Below are 23,146 nucleotides of genomic sequence, written 5' to 3' on the forward strand. Positions count from 1 at the left end.
AATTCGTTCGGGAATGGGCCCCATGCCAATGACACCGGGTTCATTCGTACCTTTGAGCAATAACCAATTGTCATGAAATACAAAAAGCACGTTTTTGTCTGTACCAACCAGAAAGCCGCTCCAAAAAAATCGTGTGGCGAGGCCCACGGCAATGAACTGGTCGACGCCTTTAAGGCCGCCCTTGCCGAGCGCGGACTATTAAAAGAAATGCGGGCACAGAAAACGGGCTGCCTGGATGCCTGCGCCTTCGGTCCTACCGTTGTGGTTTACCCGGAAGGTACCTACTATGGTAACGTTCAACTGGAAGATATTAATGAAATTGTTGATAGTCATCTGGTTAACGACCAGCCCGTTGAGCGGCTAAAGCTGGATTATTAACGCATTCAGTATATGGTATTCGGTTTAGGTTTGTGGTTTTATCTCACACCGTAAACCGAGTACCGTAAACTGAATGCCCATTTCTATGTACAAACACCTCTTTTTCGACCTTGACCACACGTTATGGGATTTTGACCGTAACTCATCGGAGTGCATTACCGAATTATTCGATACGTTCGGTCTGGCCGATGCGGGTGTTGCCTCTGCCGATGAATTCAGCCGGCATTTTATCACCATCAACCGGAAATTGTGGGGCGATTACGACAAAAACCTGATCGAGCACAGCTATATCCGGCAGCATCGTTTTCCGATGGTGTTTCAGGCGCTGGGTATCGACGCGTCGGTTATCGGAGCAGACCTCAACGCTGAATATCTGAAGTTACTACCCTGTAAGTCGCACCTGCTTGATTCGGCACTGGAACTCCTCGATTACCTACAGGGACGCTACACGTTACACATCATCACCAATGGTTTTGCCGAAATTCAGGCAACCAAAATGGATAGTGCGGGTATCAGTCATTATTTTACGAACGTTATCACCAGCGAAACCGCCAATGCCAAGAAGCCAGACCCGCTGGTGTTTACCTACGCCATGCAGATTAGCGGCACCACAGCCGCTGAAAGCCTGATGATTGGTGACAATTACGAAGCCGATATTCTGGGGGCCAAAAGCGTGAATCTGGACACCGTTTTTTATAACCCGCTGGCTATAGTTGTAGATGACAAACCAACCTACGATATCCGGCACTGGAAAGAGTTAATGGCTATTTTGTAAGATATACACACTTATCCTTTTGTCATTTCGACGCAGAGGATATCTCAATACCGCGTATTAGTCAAATAGGTTCTATCATATATAACCTGAACCAGCCCTCTGCTATGAACCGGTTTTGTACTGCCCTACTCCTGTGCTTTCTAAGTCATCTCCTGGTCGTTGGTCAATCCATCACGGTTGATGTGTGTGTGTACGGTGGCACGTCGGCGGGCGTAATTGCGGCTTATTCAGCGAAGATGGCGGGAAAATCGGTGGTGCTGATTGAGCCGGGCCGTCACCTCGGCGGTATGTCATCGGGTGGGTTGGGAGCCACCGATATTGGAAATAAGCAGGCCATTACAGGCTTGTCGCGGGATTATTACCGACGGATTGGGCGGCATTACGGCCAGCCGGAACAGTGGACCTTTGAGCCGCACGTGGCCGAAGCCGTGTTTAACCAGTACATCAACGAAGCCAACGTGCCGGTCTGGTACAACTACCGGCTGGCGGGTACCAAAACCCAGGATAACCGGATTCAGGAAATCACCGTTGAATCCGCTTCATCGGGTAGTCCGGCATCAAACCGGACTGTACGGGCCGGGCAGTTCATCGACTGCTCGTACGAAGGGGATTTGATGGCGCAGGCCGGGGTTGAGTTTACCGTTGGTCGCGAAGCCAACAGTCAGTACAACGAAACCCTCAATGGCGTTCAGTTTCGGGATAAGCACCAGTTTCCGGACGGTGTTGACCCCTATGTGATTCCCGGTAAGTCCGAAAGCGGATTGCTCTGGGGTATTGACACGACAAAACTGGCCCCCAACGGCACGGGCGACAAAACCGTACAGGCCTACAATTACCGGCTCTGCTTTACCGACGACCCAGCCAATCGTATTGCCATCACCCGCCCCGACGGGTATGACTCCACGAAGTATGAATTGCTGCTGCGGCAAATTGTGAAGAACGTGCCGAAGGAACTGACCTGGAACCTGATGCACTTCATCATGATGCCCAACCGTAAAACCGACATCAACAACTGCGGGGGTTTGTCTACCGACATGATTGGGGCCAATTACGACTACCCAAACGGTACCTACGCCCAGCGGGCCGCCATCATCCGCGCCCATGAACAGTACACCAAAGGCTTATTTTACTTCATCGGCCACGACCCGCGTATGCCTAAACACCTGCGCGACGAGATGCTGCAATGGGGTTACCCTAAGGATGAATACACCGATACCGATAATTTTACCCCTCAACTCTACATCCGTGAAGCGCGCCGGCTGGTGGGTGAATACGTGATGACCCAGGCCAACTGCGAAGGAAAAGCCGTAGTGCCCGACCCCATTGGTATGGCGGCCTACACGATGGATTCGCACAACTGCCAGCGGCTCATCGTGCGCGATGCCAATGGGGTGCCGATGGTGCGGAACGAGGGCGACGTACAGGTGGGTGGCTTCCCGCCCTACCCGGTCAGTTACCGGGCCATTATCCCCAAAAAGGGCAGTATTCAAAACCTGCTGGTGCCAGTGTGTTTGTCGGCCAGTCATATTGCCTACGGCTCGATTCGGATGGAACCGGTGTTTATGGTATTGGCCCAATCGGCAGCACAGGCAGCCTGTCTGGCCATCGACACCCGAAAATCCGTTCAGGAAATCGACCTGTCGACATTGCAGCAACGGATTCAGGCGCAGACGAAACGACTGGTGAAATAAACTCCAAACTCTATGAACATCAATAAATCAACCGCCCTGGTTACCGGAGGAGCGTCCGGTTTGGGGGAAGCCACCGTCCGGCTGCTCGTATCGCAGGGGGCCAACGTGGTGATACTGGACCTGAACGACGAACGGGGTAATGCGTTGGCCGAGGAACTGGGCTGGAAAGTCCGGTTTGCCAAAACGAACGTGACCGATGAAGCCAGTGTACAGGCTGCGGTCAATATGGCTATTGGCACCTTTGGCGCGTTGCACATCAACGTCAATTGTGCCGGTGTGGCCGAAGCCCGAAAAACGCTCGGCAAAGTAGAGGGTGTGTACGGGGCGCACTCGCTGGCCGTTTTTCAGAAGGTGGTATCCATCAACCTGATTGGCACGTTCAACGTAATCCGGCTGGCTGCGCTGGCGATGGAACATAACGAACCCGCCCCTGAGCCCTTTGCCGGAGAACGGGGTATTATCATCAATACCGCTTCCGTAGCGGCCTACGATGGGCAGATGGGGCAGGCCGCGTATGCAGCCTCCAAAGGGGGGATTGTTGGCATGACACTTCCCATTGCCCGCGATCTGGCCCGGTCCGGTATCCGGGTGATGACCATTGCTCCCGGCTTGTTCGAAACGCCTTTGCTCGCGGCATTGCCGGAAGAAGCCCGGCTGTCGCTGGGGCAGCAGGTGCCCTTCCCTTCCCGGCTGGGTCGGCCTCACGAGTATGCCCTATTGGTCAAAAGCATCATTGAAAACCCCATGCTGAACGGCGAGGTTATCCGGCTGGACGGTGCGATCCGGATGGCGCCGAAATAGAGAAAAACGAACGGATGGTTCCATTTTTTGATGGGTATTACCGAAAAAGGAGAGACCGGCTGCCCGGTCTCTCCTTTTTTTATGCAATCTGTCAACGAGAGGATAACGCCCCCGTTTACCGGTTAGAACGTAAAGTTCAGACGGGCAAACAGGAATCGGCCGTTCATACCAAACTGCGATGTGTTACGCGAATACACGAACTGGTTGGCGTTCGATAAATCGATGGTAGATGGTGCAGCCGCGTAGGTGATGTTGCCACCAGCGTCCAACGTGGCGTTTGGTCGCCTTGCCGCTACCGGCCCGAGGTTTTTATCAGGGTAAATATCGAAGATATTGTTGGCCCCAACCACTACTTTCACGATAGGGGTGATGGCGTAACCCACTGAGAAGTCGGTGATTACTTTGGCACCCCAGATTGGGTGTTCGTTTTCTACTGCCTGACCATTTACTACAATAGCGCCTACCAGCCCATCGCCGTTCACGTCGACCGTGTTGGGGTCGGTAACTTTACCGAAGTACACATTCCGAAGGAAGAAATCGAATTTGTTGGCAGTCAGGCTATGCCCCATCGTGAACTTCACACGGGGAACCGCTTCCTGCAAATACACGCGGGAAGCTTCTGAGAAGTAGCGGTTTACCTGACCATTGTCGGCCAGAATCTGCGACGACTTAATGCCACCCACCTGCTCGGTTTGCGAAATGGTACCGGCCAGATCCGTTCTAAGTGACAGGTTGTTGCCCAGCCGTAACCGGTGCGAAATAACAATATCAACTCCCTTCGTCTGGGTATCGATGGCATTGGCGAAGAAAGTAGCCGCTGTGGCACCTGCCTGATCGAACAACTGTTGCAAGGTAAGGCCCGCACCAGTTTGCGCACCACTTGGCCGCGAGAACTGGTCGGTCAGGGTTACGCGGTCATTGATACCAATGAAGTAACCATCAGCCGTGATGGTCAGACCCGCACTGGGTACCGTAGCCGTGAAACCGGCGCTGATACTCCGCGAATTTTCCTGCTTCAGTTGTGGAATACCCAGCAGTTTGGCGGGTTGCGACGCATTGCTGAACGTACCTACTTCAAACGGAACACCACCAACGAATTGGGTAGAGGTGGAGTTGAAGTAAATCTGCGCCAGCGATGGTGCCCGGAAACCAGTTGAGGCCGCGCCCCGGATATTGATATTGTTCGTTAGTTTATAACGGGTAGCCAGTTTGAAGTTGGTCGTACTGCCGAAGTCGGAGTAGTTCTCAAAACGCACAGCGCCTTCTACCAGTAACCGATCCGTAAAGTCAATTTCGACATCACCGTACACGGCTACACTGTTACGATTGGCATTCTTCGTTTCGGTTTCGTTGGCCGGCCGAAACCCAGGAAATACCTGTGCGCCACCCGGACGGGCTGCCCCAAAGAAATCCGTAGGCGGAGCCTGCGTCGAGGTAGTAATTACCCTCCCGTTTACATCGTACTGCGCCCAGGAATTCTCGTCACCCGCTTTGATGCGGTAGCTTTCAAAACGAGCCTCTGCTCCGAAGGCCAGGTTAAGTCCGGCAAACGCATTATACTTCCGGCTCAGGTCGAGGTTGACAGTGTTTTGCTTGAAATTCAGCCCGCCCGCTTTGAATACGGTAGGAGAGTTAGCCAGCAGGGTAGTGTTTACCGTGTTTTCTACGCCATAATCGAAGGTGTTGGAGCCAAAGGTGTTGCTCAGGTCGTACCGGAAAGAACCTAACTTTCCGCGGAAACCAGCGGCTGCCGATGCGTCGATGATTTCAGAATGGATCTCGGGGAGGAAACCATTGATGAAAATTGGTGTGTAGGTACGGCTCTGGTTAGGTCGGCGGTAAAAGCCGGCAGCATTACCCCGGCGATTTCCGTAGCCGCCAAACGCGTAAAACTCGTGGTTCTGGTTGATGGGTATGGCTGAGTTAACGAAGAACTGAAGGCTCTGCAAACTCGACTGACCCACGCGCATGTTGAAATCACTCCGAACGAGGCCACGGCGGGTCAACTCATTTTCCGTTACGTCGGCACCCAGAAGAGACCGCAGGCCAGCAATGGTCGTTGCTCCGGCAATGTTGGTCTGGGTAGTCGCATCGAAGTAGGGCACGCTCAAAGCACCTCGTTTGATGGCATCAATACTGGTAGGCAGGGTGGCCAGATTGCCATTGGCCTGCTGTGTGCTGTATTCAATGGCGTTATACGCATTGAAAATACTACCCGTGGTAGGCATGGCCCGGCTGGTGGGATTACGCATCTGGGCCGACCCCGTTACGTTGATAAAACCCGCTTTACCAATCCGAACGCCGTAGTTGGCATCGACCTGAACATTACCACCGTCCATACCGCCTTTGAAATTATTCGATCCCTGCGAAAAGTTGCCACCGCCATATACCGACAGGGCCAGTTTCCCGGTCGCTTCTTTCATTTTTACGTTGATAACCCCGGCAATGGCATCCGAACCATACTGTGCCGATGCACCATCCCGCAGGACTTCAATCCGCTCCACGGCAAAGGCCGGGATGGCGTTCAGGTCGGTACCAACGGAGCCACGACCCGGTGAGCCATTTACGTTCACCAGGGAGGAAGGATGACGTCGTTTTCCGTTCACCAGCACCAGCACCTGGTCGGGACCCAGACCCCGCAACTGAGCCGGGTCGATGTGGTCGGTACCATCGGCTACCGTCGTGGTGTTGGACGTAAACGAAGGGGCCACAAAATTCATGATCTGGTTCAGGTTGTTCTGGGGCGCCTGCGTGGTTAGCTGCTGGATATTGATGACATCCACCGGCACTGGGCTTTCGGTTTTTACCCGTCCGGCACCTCTCGAACCCGTTACCACTACTTCGCTCAGGCTGGCGGTTGTTTCGCGCAGGGATACGTTGGCGGTTGCTTCGCCCGTAGAGACAGTTACAGGTACACTAATGGTTTCGTAACCGACAAAGCTAATCCGCAGGGTATACGTACCCGGATTTAGTTTGAGCGTATAGGTACCGTTGGCATCGGTTGTGGTACCAAGATTGGAGTTGACCGCCACGATGGTTACTCCCGGAATCGGAGCATTTGTCGTTGCATCGGTTACTTTTCCCCGGACACTCTGGGCCAGAACAGCCGTTAATGTCATCAGCCACAGGCCGATGCCTAAGGCAAGTGAATTTAGTTTGTATTTGTTTCTCATATTAATTTTACTTTTTTCAATCGACAAAAGTAAAACAAAATACACTAATAGTAGCGATAGGCATACATACCTTTGGTCAGGGGAGCCGATGTCAAACGCCTTTTCAGCGGCCAGTCAGGACACTGCCGGGAGCCCGGCCGGGGCGTAGTCTTTATGGTCTGCACCGAACAAAAAAGGGCGGCCTGCGAATTTCGCAGGCCGCCCTTTAGCCAGAAATCAGGTCGATTTACTGCGCTGATATCAACTCAATATCGAAGCGCAGGGGCGCGTAAGGCGAAATAGGCCCGGTCCCGGCAGCACCATAGCCTATGTTGGACGGAAAAATAATCGTTGCTTTCTCACCCGTTTTTAGTTTCGCCAGCCCCTCGGCAAAACCCGGTACAAAACCACTGACCAGACCCGTGTACGTGCCGGTGCCGGTGCTGTCGAAGGCTGACGCTGAGCGTAACAACCGGCCGTTGTACTTTATGGTGAGTCGTTGCGTGGGTGTCGGTGCAACGCCGGTTGGGTTATCGAGCGTTTTGATGTACCGTAAGCCACTGGGCGTTACTTCGGTTGGGGTCAGCTTATTGGCCGTCAGGTACTGGTCAATCTGCTCCTTCTCTGTCCGCACCTGTTTCAGGGTAGTATTGAGCCGAAGGGGAGCGTTGGGCGGAACAAGCCCGTTACTCGACCCATCCCGGCCAAGACCGTAGTAGGAAGGCAGCATGATAACGCCCTGCTCACCAACGTGCATCTGTTGCAGGCCAATGGTCAGTCCCTGAACGGTGGGGGTGGCTGGCTGGTTGGGAGCAATGACCAGGTAGTTGGACTTGGTAGCGAACGTGGAGTCAACAAACTTGTCTGTTATGGTCGTACCATCCGATATAAGTGCATACAATGTATAATTGTATTCGGCTTCCAGCCCTTCGGTGGGTACCACCGTTGATGAGCCGGGTCTGGTCAGTGCGTAGTACACACCAGCCGTTGTAAAGGTACCCGACAACGCTTTGGTTGTGGCGTACCGCTGAATGTCAGCTTTATTGCTTTCAAAAATGGCATCATCGTTGAGGCCGACATCGGGTGTCTTGCAGGAAATCAGGCCGCCGATAAGCAGTAGGCCAGCTAGAACAACAGGAAGTTTACGCATGAAAATTAAACTAGGAATTGATTGGTAATTACTGATTTTACTTGACCGAAACCACCTCTACGTCATAACGCAGCGGAGCATAGGGAGCTACTTTGTAAAGCTTGGTTACGGGGTCAGCGAGACCATCGTTGCCGTAGCCAATGGAGGAGGGAAACAGCAGCGTAGCCTTTTCCCCAACCCGCAGCTTATTCAACCCCTCGGTAAAACCCGGCACGTTATACTGGTTCAGGCCCGTGCCGGTACTATCGAAACCAAGAGCGGTTTTGGCATGCAACTGTCTGCCCACGTACCGTACAGTCACTGTTTTTCCCTCGCTGACAGCCGTTTTCACCGAATCAACCGATGTACTGGTTTGCGTTCTGACAAACCGCAACCCCGACGCAGTCGTTTCCGTAAAGGTCAACTTGTTTGCCGCTATATATTCGCTTATCTGCTGGTCTTCGGTTCGCGCCCGATTCAGGGTAACGTCAAACCGAACCGGCGTATTGGCCGGAATAGAGTCAGCAATGGAGGAGCCTACCTCACCAAAAGCCAGTTTAGACGGCACAAGAAAAATGGCCGATTCGCCCTCGTGCATGAGCAATAGCCCTTCCTGCAAACCAGCTTTCAGTACCCCATCGAAAAAGGAGACGAAGGCAGGCGTTTTGGCGTACGCAGAATCAATCGTTTTGGCGGTTACTATGCCTGCATTAGTCGTAGTGCTTAGTAGTGCGGAGAGCGTATAGGTAAATTCCAGTTCCTTACCAAAGGCAGGAACAACCGTAGACGAACTGGGCTTAGACGACACGAAATACAGGCCGGAAGCAGTCGATGTTCCCGAAAGCCCCTTACTAACCGCGTAGGTATTTATGGTGGCCCGGTCAGCTACCAGTGTAGCGGCAGTACCGTTGGGGTCTATGTTCTGCGTGTTGCAGGAGGCCAGTCCACCAAGCAGCAATACACCGAAAACGAGTAGATGGAATTTGTGCATTAAACTAAAAGAGCAGTTATAATACCTACGTTTATGGACCCGCTTGTGTGGCGAACCGTTGGCAAACCGGGAAAAAAAATCTTCGTACGTTGTCAATTTTAGCTTTTTCTACGGCTGCAACACCTGGTCAATGATATGAATGACGCCGTTTGTGGCGGGAATATCGACCTGCCGAACCGTGGCTGCCGTCAAATTTTTTGCCCCTTTCACCATAAGTTGAGTGGGTGTTATAATAGTAATCAACTTATTGCCGGTATAAAATGTATCGAGGCTCTCCGTTTTGAACTGGGTAGAAAACCGGGCACCTGCTATCACATGATATAACAGAATGTTCGTCAGCGTCTGCACACTGGCCGACTCAATGGCATTCAGGGTATTGTAAACCTTATCGGCTTTAAAAGCCGCATCATTAGGCGCAAAAATCGTTACTTTATTAGCCGACGATGCATTTTCCAATGTGGCCAGTAATGTGGGGTTACTGGTTCCTATCCGCTTGATAGCCGCCGTCAGAAACGTTAGATTGGGATTGTTCTGAATGGTTGTCAGTACGTTTCCAATGGAAGGCATCAGCACCCGGTTAACGGTGTGAATGTACCCGTTGGCCGTCCTGATATCGGCCTGTGTTAGCCTGGCATTGTTCACATAAATTGTTCCATTGGTCGCTTTATTGATGTACAGAATGCCCTTGTTCAGGGTTTCGACAGAGTTCATCCCGGCCGGAATGTCTGATGCCATTACGCTGCCAGTAAGCAGATGGTACAGCACCAGCGTTCGCATCTGTTCCGGAGGGACCGAGCGTATCGCGGCAATTGTACCGAGGCCCGCTGCCTGAAAGGCGGAATCGGTTGGAGCAAACAAGGTTAGGTTGCCATCTTTGAAGACGTCGCTGACACCGGCCTGCGCAATGGCCACCCGAAGCAGGCTAAACTGACCATCTTCCACAATCCGGTCGGTAATGGTTTGGGGAGTAGCAACAACGTCGTCCTGTTTCTGGCACCCCCAGGAAATGAGTAGCAACACAACGACCGAAAGTCGACTCAGTAAAGGCAAAAATGTAGTGCGCATCAAGAGTAATGGATAAAAAAACAAACCTGTATCAGAAAAACGTACCGACTCTGTTTATGTTTTCTCCGGGCAAAGATACACGTTGACCAATGGAAAGAGGTTACTCTGCTTATCCAATTGGCATCCGGCCGAAACAGAACGGGTTTGCCCTGTCCGTTCTGTTTCAACGGGTAAACCCGCAAGGCGCAGTAAAATCCGGTGACACTCACCAAAATTCCGTATCTTCGCAACCTTGTTAAGTTTTGTTAAAACGCCCCAATTGGGATGAAGGAACATATAGACCCGAGCAATCTGCCTCAGCACATAGCCGTTATCATGGATGGAAACGGACGCTGGGCCAAGCGTCAGGGGGCAGCCCGGGTGTTTGGCCACCATAACGCCATTAAAGCCGTTCGTGAAGTAACGGAAGGATGCGCCGAACTGGGAGTGAAGTATCTGACCCTCTACGCTTTCTCGACCGAAAACTGGAATCGACCCAAGCTGGAAGTGGATGCCCTCATGACGCTGCTGGTACATACCATTCGGGGAGAGATTAAAACATTGATGAAGAATAATGTCAGGCTGGAAACGATTGGTCATACCGAAAGTTTGCCTGCCGACTGCCGACGGGAACTGGCAGAGGCTATACGCGAAACCAGTCAGAATAACGGCCTGACCCTCATTCTGGCCCTGAGCTACAGTGGACGCTGGGAAATTCTGGAAGCGGCCCGGAAACTGGCCGCCGACGTACGGGATGGTAAACTTACCCCCGATCAGATTGATGAAACCCTGTTTGGCCAGCATCTGACAACGGGTGGTATTCCCGACCCCGAACTCATGATCCGAACCAGTGGTGAAATGCGAATCAGCAACTTTATGCTGTGGCAACTGGCTTACTGCGAACTATATATGCCTGATGTGTTGTGGCCCGATTTTCGCAAAGCCCACTTGTATGAGGCTCTCTTAAGTTACCAGCAGCGCGAACGCCGGTTTGGCAAAATCAGTGAACAGTTAGCGAAATGAAATACAGTTTACGGTTTTTGGTTGCGGTTCCCTGTCGGGGCTAACGCACTAACGACACCTGGATACTTCTTTGCTTACTTGATACGTCAGTCCCGGCGGGCAACCATTAACGTTAAACCTCAAGCTGATTCCAACCCTTCGCGCCTGAACTGAATCCTTATAATAAATTACTTAACACGCATTACAAACTTGGAACACCGTATAAAAATCCTACTTGGCGTTATTCTTCTACTAACTGGCCTGTCATCGGTCCAGGCGCAGGTACGCGTCGGTGTTGGTGTCGGGCAGGAAAATGCCACCGCAACAGAAAGTAATAATCTGCTCGATTACGCCAACCCGAAGGAATACGAAATAACCGGCCTCACTATAACCGGCACCAAATACCTCGATCCAAACTCGCTGGTTTCGCTCACCGGTCTGAAAGTAGGGGACAAAATACGGCTGCCGGGCGAGGTGACCGGATCATCGGTGCGTAAATTGATGGACTCCGGCCTGCTGGACGATGTTGAGATGTTTGCTACCCCAACCGGCGACGGTAAGGTTTCGCTCCTGTACCGGGCGCGGGAACGGCCCCGGCTCTACCGGGTTAGTTTCATGGGCATAAAAAAAGGCGAACAGGATAACCTGAAGGAAAAAATAAAGCTCAATCTGGGTAAAATCGTCAGTAATACGATTACTAAGAATACGCAGTTAGCGGTTCGTAAATACTTCGTCGACAAGGGATACCTTAACACAAAGGTTAAAATCACGACTATCCCGGACAGTACCCGCAACAATGCTACCATGCGCGTACTGGTAGACAAAGGACAAAAGGTCAAAATTGCCAAAATCAACATTGAGGGACTAAAGAGCCTGGATGAACAGACGGTGCGGATGAAAATGAAGAGCACCAAAGAAATGCGTTTTGGCCGCCTGTTCACCCCCTCTAAGTTTGTTCCGAAAAAGTACGAGGAAGACAAGAGTAAGTTACTGGAATACTACAATAAACTGGGTTACCGGGATGCCGTTATTGAGGATGATACCATTGTGCATAATGGGTCAAACACGATCAATATCGACATGAAGTTGAACGAGGGGCACCAGTATTACTACCGTAACATTGATTTCTCGGGCAACTACCTGTACACCGATGAGCAGCTTCGGTCAGTACTGGGCGTTACGAAAGGGGACGTTTACAATCCGGAAGACCTCGAGAAACGGATGAATGGCAATCCCGGTCAGGATTTGAGTTCGCAGTATATGGACCTCGGTTACCTGTACTACAACGCACAGCCCATTGAGAAGTCTATAGAAGGTGACTCCATTGACCTTGAGATTCGCCTTTTTGAAGGTAAGCAGGCTACCATCAATAAGGTTATTCTAAACGGGAACACCAAAACCAGCGACCACGTAGTGATGCGTACCATTCGGACGCTGCCTGGTCAGAAGTTCTCGAAAACCGCCCTCATCCGGACGCAGCGGGAACTGTCTACCTTAGGGTATTTCGACCCGGAAAAAATTGGCATCAACCCGATTCCGCAAAGTGACGGAACGGTTGATATCGAATATACCGTCGAAGAAAAGCCATCCGATCAGATTGAATTGTCGGGCGGTTGGGGTGGCTACGTAGGGTTTGTAGGTACGCTCGGCCTGACATTCAATAACTTCTCGGCCCGCAACATTACAAATCTCAATGCGTGGCGTCCGCTTCCGGCAGGCGATGGTCAGCGGGTACAGTTGCGTTTTCAGGCCAACGGTAGTCAGTATCAGGTGTATTCGCTGTCGTTTACCGAACCCTGGCTGGGTGGCCGCAAGCCCAACGCGCTCTCGGTCAGTGCCAGCCATACGGTTTACCAAACTTTTTACGACCCCTCCAATCCGGCCAGTATTTACCAGAGTTTGAAGGGCCGGAAGCCAACGGGCTCCTACACGAACACCGCCCTTACCATTGGACTGGGCCGACAGTTGAAAGTACCCGATGATTACTTCTCGCTGAGTAACTCCATTTCGTACCAGCGGTATGACCTGAACAACCTCGACTTGTTTTATATCGGGTATAAGGATGGTATCTCCAATAACATCACCTTCAATACGACGCTGTCGAGAAACAGTATTGATAATCCACAGTTTCCGCGTAATGGCTCCTCCTTTACGCTGAGTGGCTCGTTCACGCCCCCTTATTCGGCTTTCAAGACCACTACAGAGGCAGTTAAGCCAGAAAATAAATACAAGTTTGTCGAATACCATAAATGGATGTTCGATGCCAGCTGGTTTCAGACGGTGTTTGGCAAGCTGGTATTGAATACACGTGCTCACCTGGGTTTCCTGGGCAGCTATAACAGACGCACCGAGATTGGCCCATTTGAACGCTTCATCCTGGGGGGATCAGGTCTGGCAGGTCAGGGGCAGTTTGCGCTGGCGCAGGACATCATCGGTCTGCGTGGGTATGATGACCGGAGCGTTTACACCGCCGATTACAATCAGGCTGTAGGCCAGCAGGCCCGCAGTCAGGGAGGGGTAGCCTATAACAAATTCGTTGCGGAACTTCGGTATCCTATTTCCCTGAACCCGTCGGCTACCATCTTTGCCCTTGCCTTTATGGAAGCGGGTAATAACTGGGCTACCTACAAACAGTACAATCCATTCGACCTGAAGCGGTCAATAGGCATTGGAGCACGTATATTCATGCCAGCCTTTGGGCTGATTGGTATTGACTATGGATATGGTTTCGATAAGATTCCGGGTGTGAAAGACAAGGCGTCGGGTCAGTTCCACTTCACAATTGGTCAGCAGTTCAGATAAGATTACTAAAAGGGTAACGTTTTACTCAAATAAGGCAAGTACGCTGTGGCTTACCTGATTTGAGTAGACAAACCTTGAAAATCAATCACTTCCTGCAAAAATTGACTGGTTACCAATGAAAAAAGCCCTATTTTTCGTACTTTTGTCCGCTATTGGGTTAGCGACTCCCGTTGAAGCCCAGAAGTTTGGGTATATCGATACGGAGTACATTTTCGGCAAGATGCCCGAATACCAGAAGGCACTGAGCGAGATTGATAAGTTTGCCGATAAATGGTCGAAAGACATTCAGGACAAGTATGTCGAAATCGAGAAGTTGCAAAAGGGGTATCAGGCCGAAGAAATTCTGCTGACCGAAGACATGAAACGGGAACGGCAGCGGATAATCAGCGATAAGGAGCGCGAAGCCAGAGAATACAACAATAAAGTATTTGGGTACCAGGGCCTGTTATTCGAGAAGAAGAAGGAATTAATAAAAGCGCCAATGGAGTTATTGCAACGGGCACTGGATAAAGTATGTTTGCAGAAGAAACTGGATTTTATTTTCGATAAAGCCTCCGATTTTGTGATGCTCTATACCAATCCCCGGCACGACTATTCGGATTATGTGATGGAAGAATTGGGACTAGATACTAAACCAACCGCTACCAATAACAGTCCAACAAATAAAACAACCACAAATCCAAAGTAATACAAACAAACAATTCGAGATGAAGAAACACATCGTCATGGCGTTTGCAGCGGCCCTACTAGTAGGCGGTTTAAACGCACAGGCACAAGCCCAAACCACAACACCTGCTACGACTGCCGCAGCCGGACCGCTGAAGTTAGGCTATACGAACATTGATTACGTGCTGTCGCAAACGCCCGAAGCAAAAGATATTCAGAACCAGTTGACTATTCAGCGGACTCAGACAGAAAACGAGCTGAAGCGGATGCAGAAAGAACTGGAAGAAAAATACGGTGCCTACGAAAAAGGAGCAGCCCAAATGTCGGACGTTATTCGTAAGGACCGGGAGACCGAATTGCAGGGGCTACAGTCCCGGATTCAGGAGTTTAGCCAAACGGCTCAAACATCGTTGCAAACCAAGTACCAGCAGTTGGTTAATCCGGTCGTGCAAAAAATTCAAAAGGCCATTGATGCCGTAGCCAAAGAAGAAAGCTATCAGTATGTGTTCAATCTGGACGCGGGTGCCAACACGATTCCTATCCTGCTGGTTGCTCCCGAAGAGAATAACATTACCGATTCGGTCCTGAAAAAATTGGGTATTGACCCTGCCAAAGCAGCCGCTGCGGCCAAAGCTGCTTCTACGGGTGGTGGTGCAGGTGCAACGGCTACCAAGCCTGCTGCTACGACTCCTCCAAAGAAGTAACGGTCAATAAAACAGTATCTATTTTATAAGGTCGCTTCCTGACGAATCAGGAAGCGACCTTTTTTTATTGGTCTGCCGGAGTAGTGAATGGTTATAATCACTATTCCCTATCAGGGTAAACAGCGCAGTTTACGCTCCAGGAAAACCGCTATCGGCTGAATAGGTCGTTATTACTTTATCCCGGAAAACTATAATTATTATAGCCAATAGTAGCCTGTTAGCTAAGAAAAGTCTCAAAAAATGCCGCAAAAGGCACCGGTACAAAATCTTCATCCTATTTTTACGTTTTTTAAAACGGACCTCTCCCCAACCTAACTATGAACCGAACTGCCGGTATATTAGTGTGGTTGCTATTCAGTTTTATCATTGATAGTAGCTACGCGCAGGATTCCTCAAAATCGTTACAACTTTTATTGCCAACACAAACCAACTGGAATGTAGTGCCGGAAGGTGGTACTATCCGGTTTGATCTGAACGTTGCGGGTATAGCGCAGGACTCGGTAACGTTTAGCCTGGGATCTGACAAACAGGAGGGCATGGAGCTTGATTCAACCGGTCATTTTCGCTGGACCCCCGGTTTTGGACTGGCAGATCGGCTTCAAACAGCGAAAGTTTATCCGGTAACCTTCGATGTTCACACCAGGCAGGGGCAAACGGCTTCTCACACAGTTGAGATTAAAATACTGGATGTTAATCGTCCTCCGGTAATCAGCGAATTAAGGCCTTTTTATGTAAGCTACCGCACGCAGAATACATATAAAATGGATTCGCAGGTGGTGCATGACGATGATGGCGACCCGCTGGTATTTATCCCCATTGCCGACCAGATGCCCGAAGGCAGCAAGCTATCGTCGCAGGGTGAGTTAACCTGGACACTGTCTCAGAATCAGTTTAACAAGGTCAGGCAAACACCACAGTACATTGAATTTTGGGTAGAGGATCAGCCCGCTAAAACGCGTACCAAAGGACGGCTGAAAGTGGAAGCAACCCAGATGGATCTGCCTCCTGATATTACGGTAATACCCGGCGAAAAGCATTATAAGCTGAAGGAAAATGCTACTGTCAACCTGAAGTTTTACCTATCCGACCAGAATGGCGAAGATGATGTGGAAACGTTTGATTTTTTGTCCGACAATCAGGAAATTCCCAAAACGGCACTAATCAAAAATACGAACAATCAGTACGAATTCATCTGGCAACCTGGCTACGAGTTTGTGAAAGATCCCTATGACTCTCTGGGTGTTCAGATTACATTTTATGTGCTCGACAAAGCTAAGAACCGAGCCGAACGCCGGATTACCTTTACGGTACTGAATACCGTTAACGAAGCCGAAAAGGACCGCTATTATTACGTCCAATACCGACAGCTACTGGTTCAGGCGTGGGGACTTATTGAGCAACTGAGTGAAAAAGAAGAGCAACTTAAACACGACTATAAAAAAGCCAAGGGCGGGAAACGAAATCGATCAGTGGCCAATGCTTCGCTGGGCGCGGTAACAGGTGTAACACCCGCTGTCACGGGGGCGAGTACAAGCCCGACAACGCAAAGCAGCGGCCGTATTGTTTCGGCAGTAGGAGGGACCGCCGTGTTGACAATGGGCACCCTGGAAGCCACCGAAGTGATTGGTAAGTCGATGAAAGATTTGCTCGACCGCTATAATTATGTGTTGGGTAAACGAAGTGAATTACAGAACAAAGGCGACGTATTTGCCCGTGAGTTTGCGTTGAAGTCGGCCCGGCGTAGCGGAGACTTCATTAAAAAGCTGGACGATTTCCGTAATTCGATGAGTTTGAGCGGTCTGGTTGCGCTGGAGCTGGATGCCAACTGGCAAAGCAGAAAGCAGGCAACAGATAAAGCCCTCAAGCGTACGTTCAAGGATTTTACATCGCTGGAAGAAACCCAGTAGTTATTACAAAATCGTTATTGAGAACGAGGCTTCAAATACCCGCCCTGCTTCTACAGACTGAATCAGTTCTTTCTCCTCGATAGGTTTCTGTTGTCCTTCACTGTCGGCACAGCCCAACCAGGGTTCAATACAGACGAATGGGGCACCAGGTTTTGCCCATAAACCCAGATAAGGGAAAGCAGCGTAGTCCAGGATAACAGCATGGTTATGCCTGTCAGTGCAGATTGCCACGCGCCGGGAAGCGAGATTTTTGAACACCAGCGCATCGTCATCAAAAAGATGCTTTGTTAAGCCAAGATGGCGACCCTTTGTAGGAACGGGCTTCGTCTCGCCAGTGAAGTAGCCCGCTGTTGAAAGTAAGTGCGTTTCTAAGGCTTCGTCCTGCTCAAACTCAAGATAGTAATCCTCATACGCTTCGCCCTTGTTGAAAGGAACGGCAAAAGCCGGGTGTGCTCCCACAGAGAAAAACACCGTTTTGTCATCTTGATTGACAACGCGATACGCAACAACCAAGCGGGCTTCATCCAGTTTGTAGCTAATCTGGAACTCGAATTCGTACGGGAAATGTACCCGTGTCTTCTCACTTGACCGTAATGAAAATACAGCGTGCGTAGGGGTCGACTCCGTCGGTTCAAACAGTGATGTCCGGGTAAAACCATGCCGCTCCATCGGGTACGTCATCCCGTCAATCAACACCTGATTATTGAGACAGCCGCCCACCACGGGAAAGAGATTGGGCGCGTGCCAGCCCCACACGGTTGGGTCGGCCTGCCAGAGGTGCTCAATGCCACTGGCTTTATGAACAATAGACGTAAGCTCAGCGCCCTGGGGGCGGATTGTTACGCGGAGGAAATTGTTTTCTAACGTTGTCATCGGTCAAAAATAGCAAAAGCTCCCCAAAACTGGAGAGCTTTTGTCAATACAAAGGCCATCGGGACGCTGGCCTGTACGGTTGATTTAGAAACGGAAGTGCGAGAACGCTTTGTTGGCTTCGGCCATCCGGTGCGTATCATCCTTCTTTTTCACCGCTGCACCTTCGCCTTTGGCGGCTGCAACTATTTCGGCGGCTAGCCGGTCAACCATGGTTTTCTCACCGCGCGAACGAGCATACTTAATAAGCCATTTCATGCCTACTGCGACTTTTCGGTCTGCCCGTACTTCGGTAGGTACCTGAAAGGTAGCTCCACCAACGCGACGGCTTTTTACTTCAACTGATGGCATGACGTTATTCAATGCCTTCTTCCAGGTATCCAGACCGCTTTCGCTGGTGCGTTTTGCCACCACGTCGAGCGCGTCATAAAAGATGGAGTACGCCAGGCTCTTTTTGCCTTCGTACATCAGGTTATTAACAAATTTGGTTACGAGGACCTCTTTGTACTTTGGGTCGGGTAATACGTAACGCTTGGGCGGTTTCGCCTTTCTCATGATAGCTTCAGATTTTTGATCTTACTCTGCCGTGTTTTTCAACGGGCAGTTGATTTAATTACTTCTTCTTTTTTGCCGGTGGTGCACCTTTGCCACCTTTAACAGGAGCCTGACCTGGTTTTGGCCGTTTAGCACCGTATTTGGAACGGCTTTGCAGACGACCGCTTACGCCAGCCGTATCCAGCGCACCCCGGATGATGTGATAGCGTACACCCGGTAAATCTTTTACCCGGCCACCGCGAATCAGCACGATAGAGTGTTCCTGTAGGTTGTGTCCTTCGCCCGGAATGTAGGCGTTTACTTCCCGTCCGTTCGTCAGGCGAACGCGGGCAACTTTGCGAAGAGCCGAGTTTGGCTTCTTCGGCGTGGTTGTGTACACCCGTGTACATACACCACGACGTTGTGGGCAGGCATCTAAAGCAGGCGACTTTGACTTGTCGATCAGCTTTTCGCGGCCTTTACGCACTAATTGTTGTATAGTAGGCATTCTTGTTATTAGTTGTTAAAAAACAGTCTTCCCGAATTTTGAGGTGCAAAGATACGGAAAACAGATTGAAAGACAAGGAGTAAATCGTTTACAGTTTATGGTATTTGGTTTACGGTTGCGCGATACGGTCAGTGGCTGGAGCATAATTGTCTCTAAGTAAAATCGCACAGCTATAAACCATAAACTGACTACCGTAAACCGATGCTATGCCTGCCCTACCGGTCCACCGAAGCCACCGGCCGGAAAGCGGAAGGCATCATTTGGCTCGTTGATACCGCCGAAAGCCTCTTCGTAACGGCTTATATTCTCGCGCAGTGCTTCCAGCAATCGCTTGGCATGCTCGGGGGTGAGGATGATGCGTGACTTTACTTTTGCCTTGGGAACGCCCGGCATCATTCGGATAAAATCCAGTATAAACTCACTATTCGAGTGGGCAATCATGGCCAGGTTAGCGTAAATCCCTTCGGCAATTTCCTCACTTAGTTCGACGTCAATGGCACCTTCCGGGTTTTGTTGTTCAGCATTCATGTGAATTAATTTAATGGTAAAAGAGAAACCAACAGACATTGTGATATCTGTTGGTTTTCGTAAAGTATTGTTAACACAAAATTAAGACAATTCTACTACGCAATCGTCCTGCTCCACCACGGCTCCTTCTTTCAGGACTACTTTAACAACTTTTCCTTCTTTCTGAGCGGCTACGATACTTTCCATCTTCATGGCTTCGATAACGAACAAAGGCTGATTTTTCTTGACCACATCCCCGGCCTTTACCAGAATACGCGTTAGTCGGCCCTGCAACGGCGTACCGACATCACCATCTTTACTCACCTTGGCGTTCATTTCCTTCTCCACCTTTGAGGCTTTGTCCCGGACCTGAACCTGGCGACTCTGGCCGTTCAGTTCAAAGGTGATGGTACGCATCCCGAACTCGTCCGGCTCCGATTTGAACAGCAATCGAACCAGAATGTTTTTACCTTCCTCAATGTTAATTAGAATCTCCTCATTTTCCTTCAACCCGTAGAAAAACGCGGGAGTTGGTATAATACTGACATTGCCGTACTGCTCATTGGCCTTGTAGTACTCATCATATACCTTCGGGTACATCTGATACGACAGGTAGTCCACAAAGCCATCGCTGTGCGGGTACTGCTCCTGGAAAGTCTTCAAATCAGCGTCGAAGTCAATGGGAGCCAGGTGGCTGTTCGGGCGATCTGTAATGGGCTTTTCTCCTTTGAGTACGATTTCCTGAACTGCTTGCGGGAAACCACCCACGGGTTGCCCCAATTCCCCCTTGAAAAATCCTTTTACTGATTCGGGAAACGTCAGGGAATCCCCCCGCATCAGCACGTCTTCAGCCGTAAGGCTGTTGGCGGTCATGAAAATGGCCATGTCGCCCACCACTTTGGACGAAGGGGTAACCTTCACGATGTCGCCAAATAACTGATTAGCTACCGAGTAGTTCTTTTTCAGCAACTCAAACTTATCGCCCAGTCCGGTGGCAATAGCCTGTGGCTTCAGGTTTGAATACTGACCCCCCGGAATCTCGTTTTCATATACTTCGGCACTGCCCGCTTTCATGCCCGACTCGAACGGATAATAGTACTCCCGAACATCTTCCCAGTAGTTGGAATACGCATTCAGGGAATCCAGATCGACCGGGCACTCGCGTTCGTGCCCCTGCATCATGGCTACTATCGAGTTAAAGTTTGGCTGCGATGTAAGCCCGGATAAGGCACCCAGCGCGCAATCGACAATATCAACCCTGGCATCAATGGCTTTCAGGTACGTAGCTGCCTGAATACCTGACGTGTCGTGCGTATGCAGATGGACCGGAATGCTCACCGCTTTTTTCAATTCCCGCACCAGCACATCGGCCGCCAGCGGCTTTAGTAGCCCGGCCATATCCTTGATGGCCAGCAGATTTGCTCCCTCATCTTCGAGCTGGCGGGCCATATCGAGGTAATACTGGAGTGTATACTTTTTCTGGGATGGGTCCAGTATATCGCCGGTGTAGCAGATAGCGGCTTCGCAGAGGGCATCGGTTCGTTCGCGAACGGCTTTCATGCTCACCTTCATGGCTTCGACCCAGTTCAGCGAGTCGAAAATACGGAACACGTCGATTCCCGATTGCCAGGACTGTTCCACGAACTTCTCGATCAGGTTATCCGGGTAAGCTGAGTAGCCAACGGCGTTAGAGCCGCGAAAAAGCATCTGCAGCAGCATGTTGGGCATGGCCTCGCGCAGGGCTTCCAGGCGTTTCCAGGGGCTTTCGTACAGGAAACGCATCGATACATCGAACGTAGCCCCACCCCACACCTCCATTGAAAACAGTTCAGGGTGACTTTTGGCAAACCCTTCAGCTACTTTTTGAAGGTCCTGCGTACGAACGCGGGTTGCCAGCAGGGACTGATGGCCGTCGCGAAACGTAGTATCGGTATAGAGAACACATTTTTCATCCTTTACCCACTGCACAAATTTATCCCGTCCCAGCTCTTTCAGGCGGTCCCGGTTGCCGGTAGGATAGGCACTGTAGGTATCAAAAGCCGGCACAACCGGAGTCCGGAATATTTTGCTGTCGTCCTTGTTCTTTACCGCCGGATTACCGTTCACAATCACATCGGCTAGGTAGTTAAGTGCCCGGGTCGAGCGGTCCTGTGGCTTGCGGAAGTCAAATAGTTCGGGGTGGGTTTCAATGAACGAGACCCGCGCTTCGCCCCGCTGGAAAATGGGGTTGCCGATAACGTTCTGCAAAAAGCCGATATTGGTTTTTACCCCCCGAATCCGGAACTCCATCAATGCCCGCGACAGGCGTTGCGTAGCTCCTTTGAGCGTGCGCCCCCGTGCCGACACCTTCACAATCATAGAGTCGAAGTAGGGCGATATCTTCATGCCCGCGTAGCTGCTGCCTTCGTCCAGGCGAATGCCAAAACCGGCTGCATTCCGATAGGCCGTAATGGTGCCAAAATCGGGTTTGAAGCCGTTGGCAGGGTCTTCCGTTGTGATGCGGCACTGAATGGCGTAACCGTTCAGCGGAACATCGGCCTGGCTTTTGATGTAGATACCATTATCAGAGAGCTTATAGCCCATCGCAATCAGAATCTGCGTCCGAACGATGTCGATGCCCGTTACCTCTTCCGTAATGGTATGTTCTACCTGAATCCGGGGATTTACTTCAATGAAGAATATATCCTCATTCATATCGACCAGAAACTCGACCGTTCCGGCATTGGAGTAATTGACGGCCCGGCCCAGTTGCAGGGCGTAGGCATACAGTTTATCCTTGGTTTCCTGCTTCAGCCCGAATGATGGTGCTACTTCTACTACTTTCTGGAACCGCCGTTGCACCGAACAGTCGCGCTCGTAGAGGTGAACGATATTTCCGTGCTGATCGCCCAGCAGCTGCACCTCGATGTGCTTAGGGTCTTCAATAAATTTTTCGAGGAAGATGGTGTCATCGCCAAAGGCGTTTCGGGCTTCATTTTTGGCTTCGGAGAAGGCTTTCGAAAACTCTTCGGCCTTCCGTACCACGCGCATACCGCGTCCACCGCCCCCGGCGGCTGCTTTCACCATCACCGGAAAACCAATTCGCTCGGCTTCGGTCAGGGCAAATTCGGGGGTCATGTCGGGCTCCCGCGAGTCTGGAATAAGGGGTACGTCGGCCTTGGTGGCCAGATTTTTAGCCCGCACTTTATCGCCCAGCGCATCCATTGCTTCGGGCGATGGGCCGATGAAAATAATATTCTCCTCCCGGCACCGGCGGGCCAGCTTCACGTTCTCCGACAGAAAACCATAGCCGGGGTGAATGGCATCGACCTTATGCCGTTTAGCCAGCAGAATGATACCCTCAACATCCAGATACGGCTTCAGCGCATCATCATCCCGGCCAATCTGATAGGCTTCATCAGCTTTGTACCGGTGGAGTGAATACCGGTCTTCGTAGGTATAAACAGAAACGGTTGTGATGCCTAACTCAGTAGCTGCCCGCATGATACGAATGGCAATTTCGCCCCGGTTGGCAACGAGCAAACGATTAATAGGTCGGATATACTCTTTCATATTTCTCAGTAAAAGCAGCAATAGACTACGGATATGTCAAATAAAGGAGCAAGATGGTTGAAAATATCGAAAAAGCCTTTATGGGCCGTATAATCATTGGAGAAGTCAGCTTTTTCCGGGAATATTGCAGGAA

The 23,146-nt window shown here is 50.8% G+C and carries 18 protein-coding genes; 9 read left to right on the top strand and 9 right to left on the bottom strand.

What is annotated here, in order from left to right; translation table 11 throughout:
* The first annotated feature begins 72 nt into the window (after positions 1–72).
* The 4 genes from B156_RS0107220 to B156_RS0107235 all read left to right on the top strand — a co-directional run bounded on the left by B156_RS0107220 (position 73) and on the right by B156_RS0107235 (position 3,645).
* On the top strand, positions 73–378 hold the full coding sequence (locus B156_RS0107220; protein ID WP_018618996.1) for a (2Fe-2S) ferredoxin domain-containing protein: 306 nt from the start codon (positions 73–75) through the stop codon (positions 376–378).
* Between the two features lie 85 nt (positions 379–463).
* The gene (locus B156_RS0107225; RefSeq protein WP_026260664.1) at positions 464–1,153 is read left to right on the top strand and encodes a YjjG family noncanonical pyrimidine nucleotidase; all 690 of its coding nucleotides are present in this window, start codon (positions 464–466) and stop codon (positions 1,151–1,153) included.
* Between the two features lie 104 nt (positions 1,154–1,257).
* Positions 1,258–2,844 (top strand): FAD-dependent oxidoreductase, encoded by a 1,587-nt coding sequence (locus tag B156_RS0107230; protein ID WP_018618998.1) that lies wholly within the window; start codon positions 1,258–1,260, stop codon positions 2,842–2,844.
* 12 nt (positions 2,845–2,856) lie between these two features.
* A complete protein-coding gene (locus B156_RS0107235; RefSeq protein ID WP_018618999.1) occupies positions 2,857–3,645 on the top strand; it encodes a 3-hydroxyacyl-CoA dehydrogenase in 789 nt (262 codons plus the stop codon).
* 122 nt (positions 3,646–3,767) lie between these two features.
* Here B156_RS0107235 and B156_RS0107240 read toward each other — a convergent pair whose 3' ends face one another.
* The 4 genes from B156_RS0107240 to B156_RS0107255 form a co-directional block, all read right to left on the bottom strand.
* On the bottom strand, positions 3,768–6,818 hold the full coding sequence (locus B156_RS0107240; protein ID WP_018619000.1) for a TonB-dependent receptor: 3,051 nt from the start codon (positions 6,816–6,818) through the stop codon (positions 3,768–3,770).
* Positions 6,819–7,044: 226 nt separating this feature from the next.
* Positions 7,045–7,947: an FKBP-type peptidyl-prolyl cis-trans isomerase gene (locus B156_RS0107245; RefSeq protein ID WP_018619001.1), complete on the bottom strand. Its 903-nt coding sequence runs from the start codon at positions 7,945–7,947 to the stop codon at positions 7,045–7,047.
* A gap of 37 nt (positions 7,948–7,984) precedes the next feature.
* Complete coding sequence (locus B156_RS0107250; RefSeq protein ID WP_018619002.1) at positions 7,985–8,917, bottom strand: FKBP-type peptidyl-prolyl cis-trans isomerase; 933 nt, start codon at positions 8,915–8,917, stop codon at positions 7,985–7,987.
* A gap of 108 nt (positions 8,918–9,025) precedes the next feature.
* Entirely contained in the window at positions 9,026–9,982 is a 957-nt protein-coding gene (locus tag B156_RS0107255) for a fasciclin domain-containing protein (protein WP_018619003.1), read from the bottom strand.
* Positions 9,983–10,246: 264 nt separating this feature from the next.
* On the opposite strand from B156_RS0107255, the gene B156_RS0107260 reads away from it, so the two are divergent.
* The 5 genes from B156_RS0107260 to B156_RS0107280 all read left to right on the top strand — a co-directional run bounded on the left by B156_RS0107260 (position 10,247) and on the right by B156_RS0107280 (position 17,042).
* Complete coding sequence (locus B156_RS0107260) at positions 10,247–10,984, top strand: undecaprenyl pyrophosphate synthase (protein WP_018619004.1); 738 nt, start codon at positions 10,247–10,249, stop codon at positions 10,982–10,984.
* Between the two features lie 189 nt (positions 10,985–11,173).
* Positions 11,174–13,765 (top strand): outer membrane protein assembly factor BamA, encoded by a 2,592-nt coding sequence (bamA, locus tag B156_RS0107265; RefSeq protein WP_018619005.1) that lies wholly within the window; start codon positions 11,174–11,176, stop codon positions 13,763–13,765.
* 115 nt (positions 13,766–13,880) lie between these two features.
* Positions 13,881–14,453 carry an OmpH/Skp family outer membrane protein gene (locus tag B156_RS0107270; RefSeq protein ID WP_018619006.1) on the top strand — a complete coding sequence of 191 codons (573 nt, stop codon included), beginning with the start codon at positions 13,881–13,883 and terminating at the stop codon, positions 14,451–14,453.
* Between the two features lie 19 nt (positions 14,454–14,472).
* The gene (locus B156_RS0107275) at positions 14,473–15,135 is read left to right on the top strand and encodes an OmpH/Skp family outer membrane protein (RefSeq protein ID WP_018619007.1); all 663 of its coding nucleotides are present in this window, start codon (positions 14,473–14,475) and stop codon (positions 15,133–15,135) included.
* Between the two features lie 317 nt (positions 15,136–15,452).
* Positions 15,453–17,042, top strand: a complete 1,590-nt coding sequence (locus tag B156_RS0107280; RefSeq protein WP_018619008.1) for a hypothetical protein — start codon at positions 15,453–15,455, stop codon at positions 17,040–17,042.
* A 3-nt stretch (positions 17,043–17,045) separates the two neighbouring features.
* Here B156_RS0107280 and B156_RS0107285 read toward each other — a convergent pair whose 3' ends face one another.
* The 5 genes from B156_RS0107285 to B156_RS0107305 form a co-directional block, all read right to left on the bottom strand.
* Positions 17,046–17,915 (bottom strand): aldose 1-epimerase family protein, encoded by an 870-nt coding sequence (locus B156_RS0107285; RefSeq protein WP_018619009.1) that lies wholly within the window; start codon positions 17,913–17,915, stop codon positions 17,046–17,048.
* 84 nt (positions 17,916–17,999) lie between these two features.
* The gene (gene rpsG / locus B156_RS0107290) at positions 18,000–18,467 is read right to left on the bottom strand and encodes a 30S ribosomal protein S7 (RefSeq protein ID WP_012928933.1); all 468 of its coding nucleotides are present in this window, start codon (positions 18,465–18,467) and stop codon (positions 18,000–18,002) included.
* A 58-nt stretch (positions 18,468–18,525) separates the two neighbouring features.
* Positions 18,526–18,954 (bottom strand): 30S ribosomal protein S12, encoded by a 429-nt coding sequence (gene rpsL / locus B156_RS0107295; RefSeq protein ID WP_026260665.1) that lies wholly within the window; start codon positions 18,952–18,954, stop codon positions 18,526–18,528.
* Positions 18,955–19,158: 204 nt separating this feature from the next.
* The gene (locus B156_RS0107300; protein WP_026260666.1) at positions 19,159–19,482 is read right to left on the bottom strand and encodes a DUF3467 domain-containing protein; all 324 of its coding nucleotides are present in this window, start codon (positions 19,480–19,482) and stop codon (positions 19,159–19,161) included.
* An 81-nt stretch (positions 19,483–19,563) separates the two neighbouring features.
* Positions 19,564–23,013 carry a pyruvate carboxylase gene (locus tag B156_RS0107305; RefSeq protein WP_018619012.1) on the bottom strand — a complete coding sequence of 1,150 codons (3,450 nt, stop codon included), beginning with the start codon at positions 23,011–23,013 and terminating at the stop codon, positions 19,564–19,566.
* Positions 23,014–23,146: the final 133 nt, after the last annotated feature.

It is taken from the genome of Spirosoma luteum DSM 19990, assembly GCF_000374065.1.
Classification (GTDB): Bacteria; Bacteroidota; Bacteroidia; order Cytophagales; family Spirosomataceae; genus Spirosoma; species Spirosoma luteum.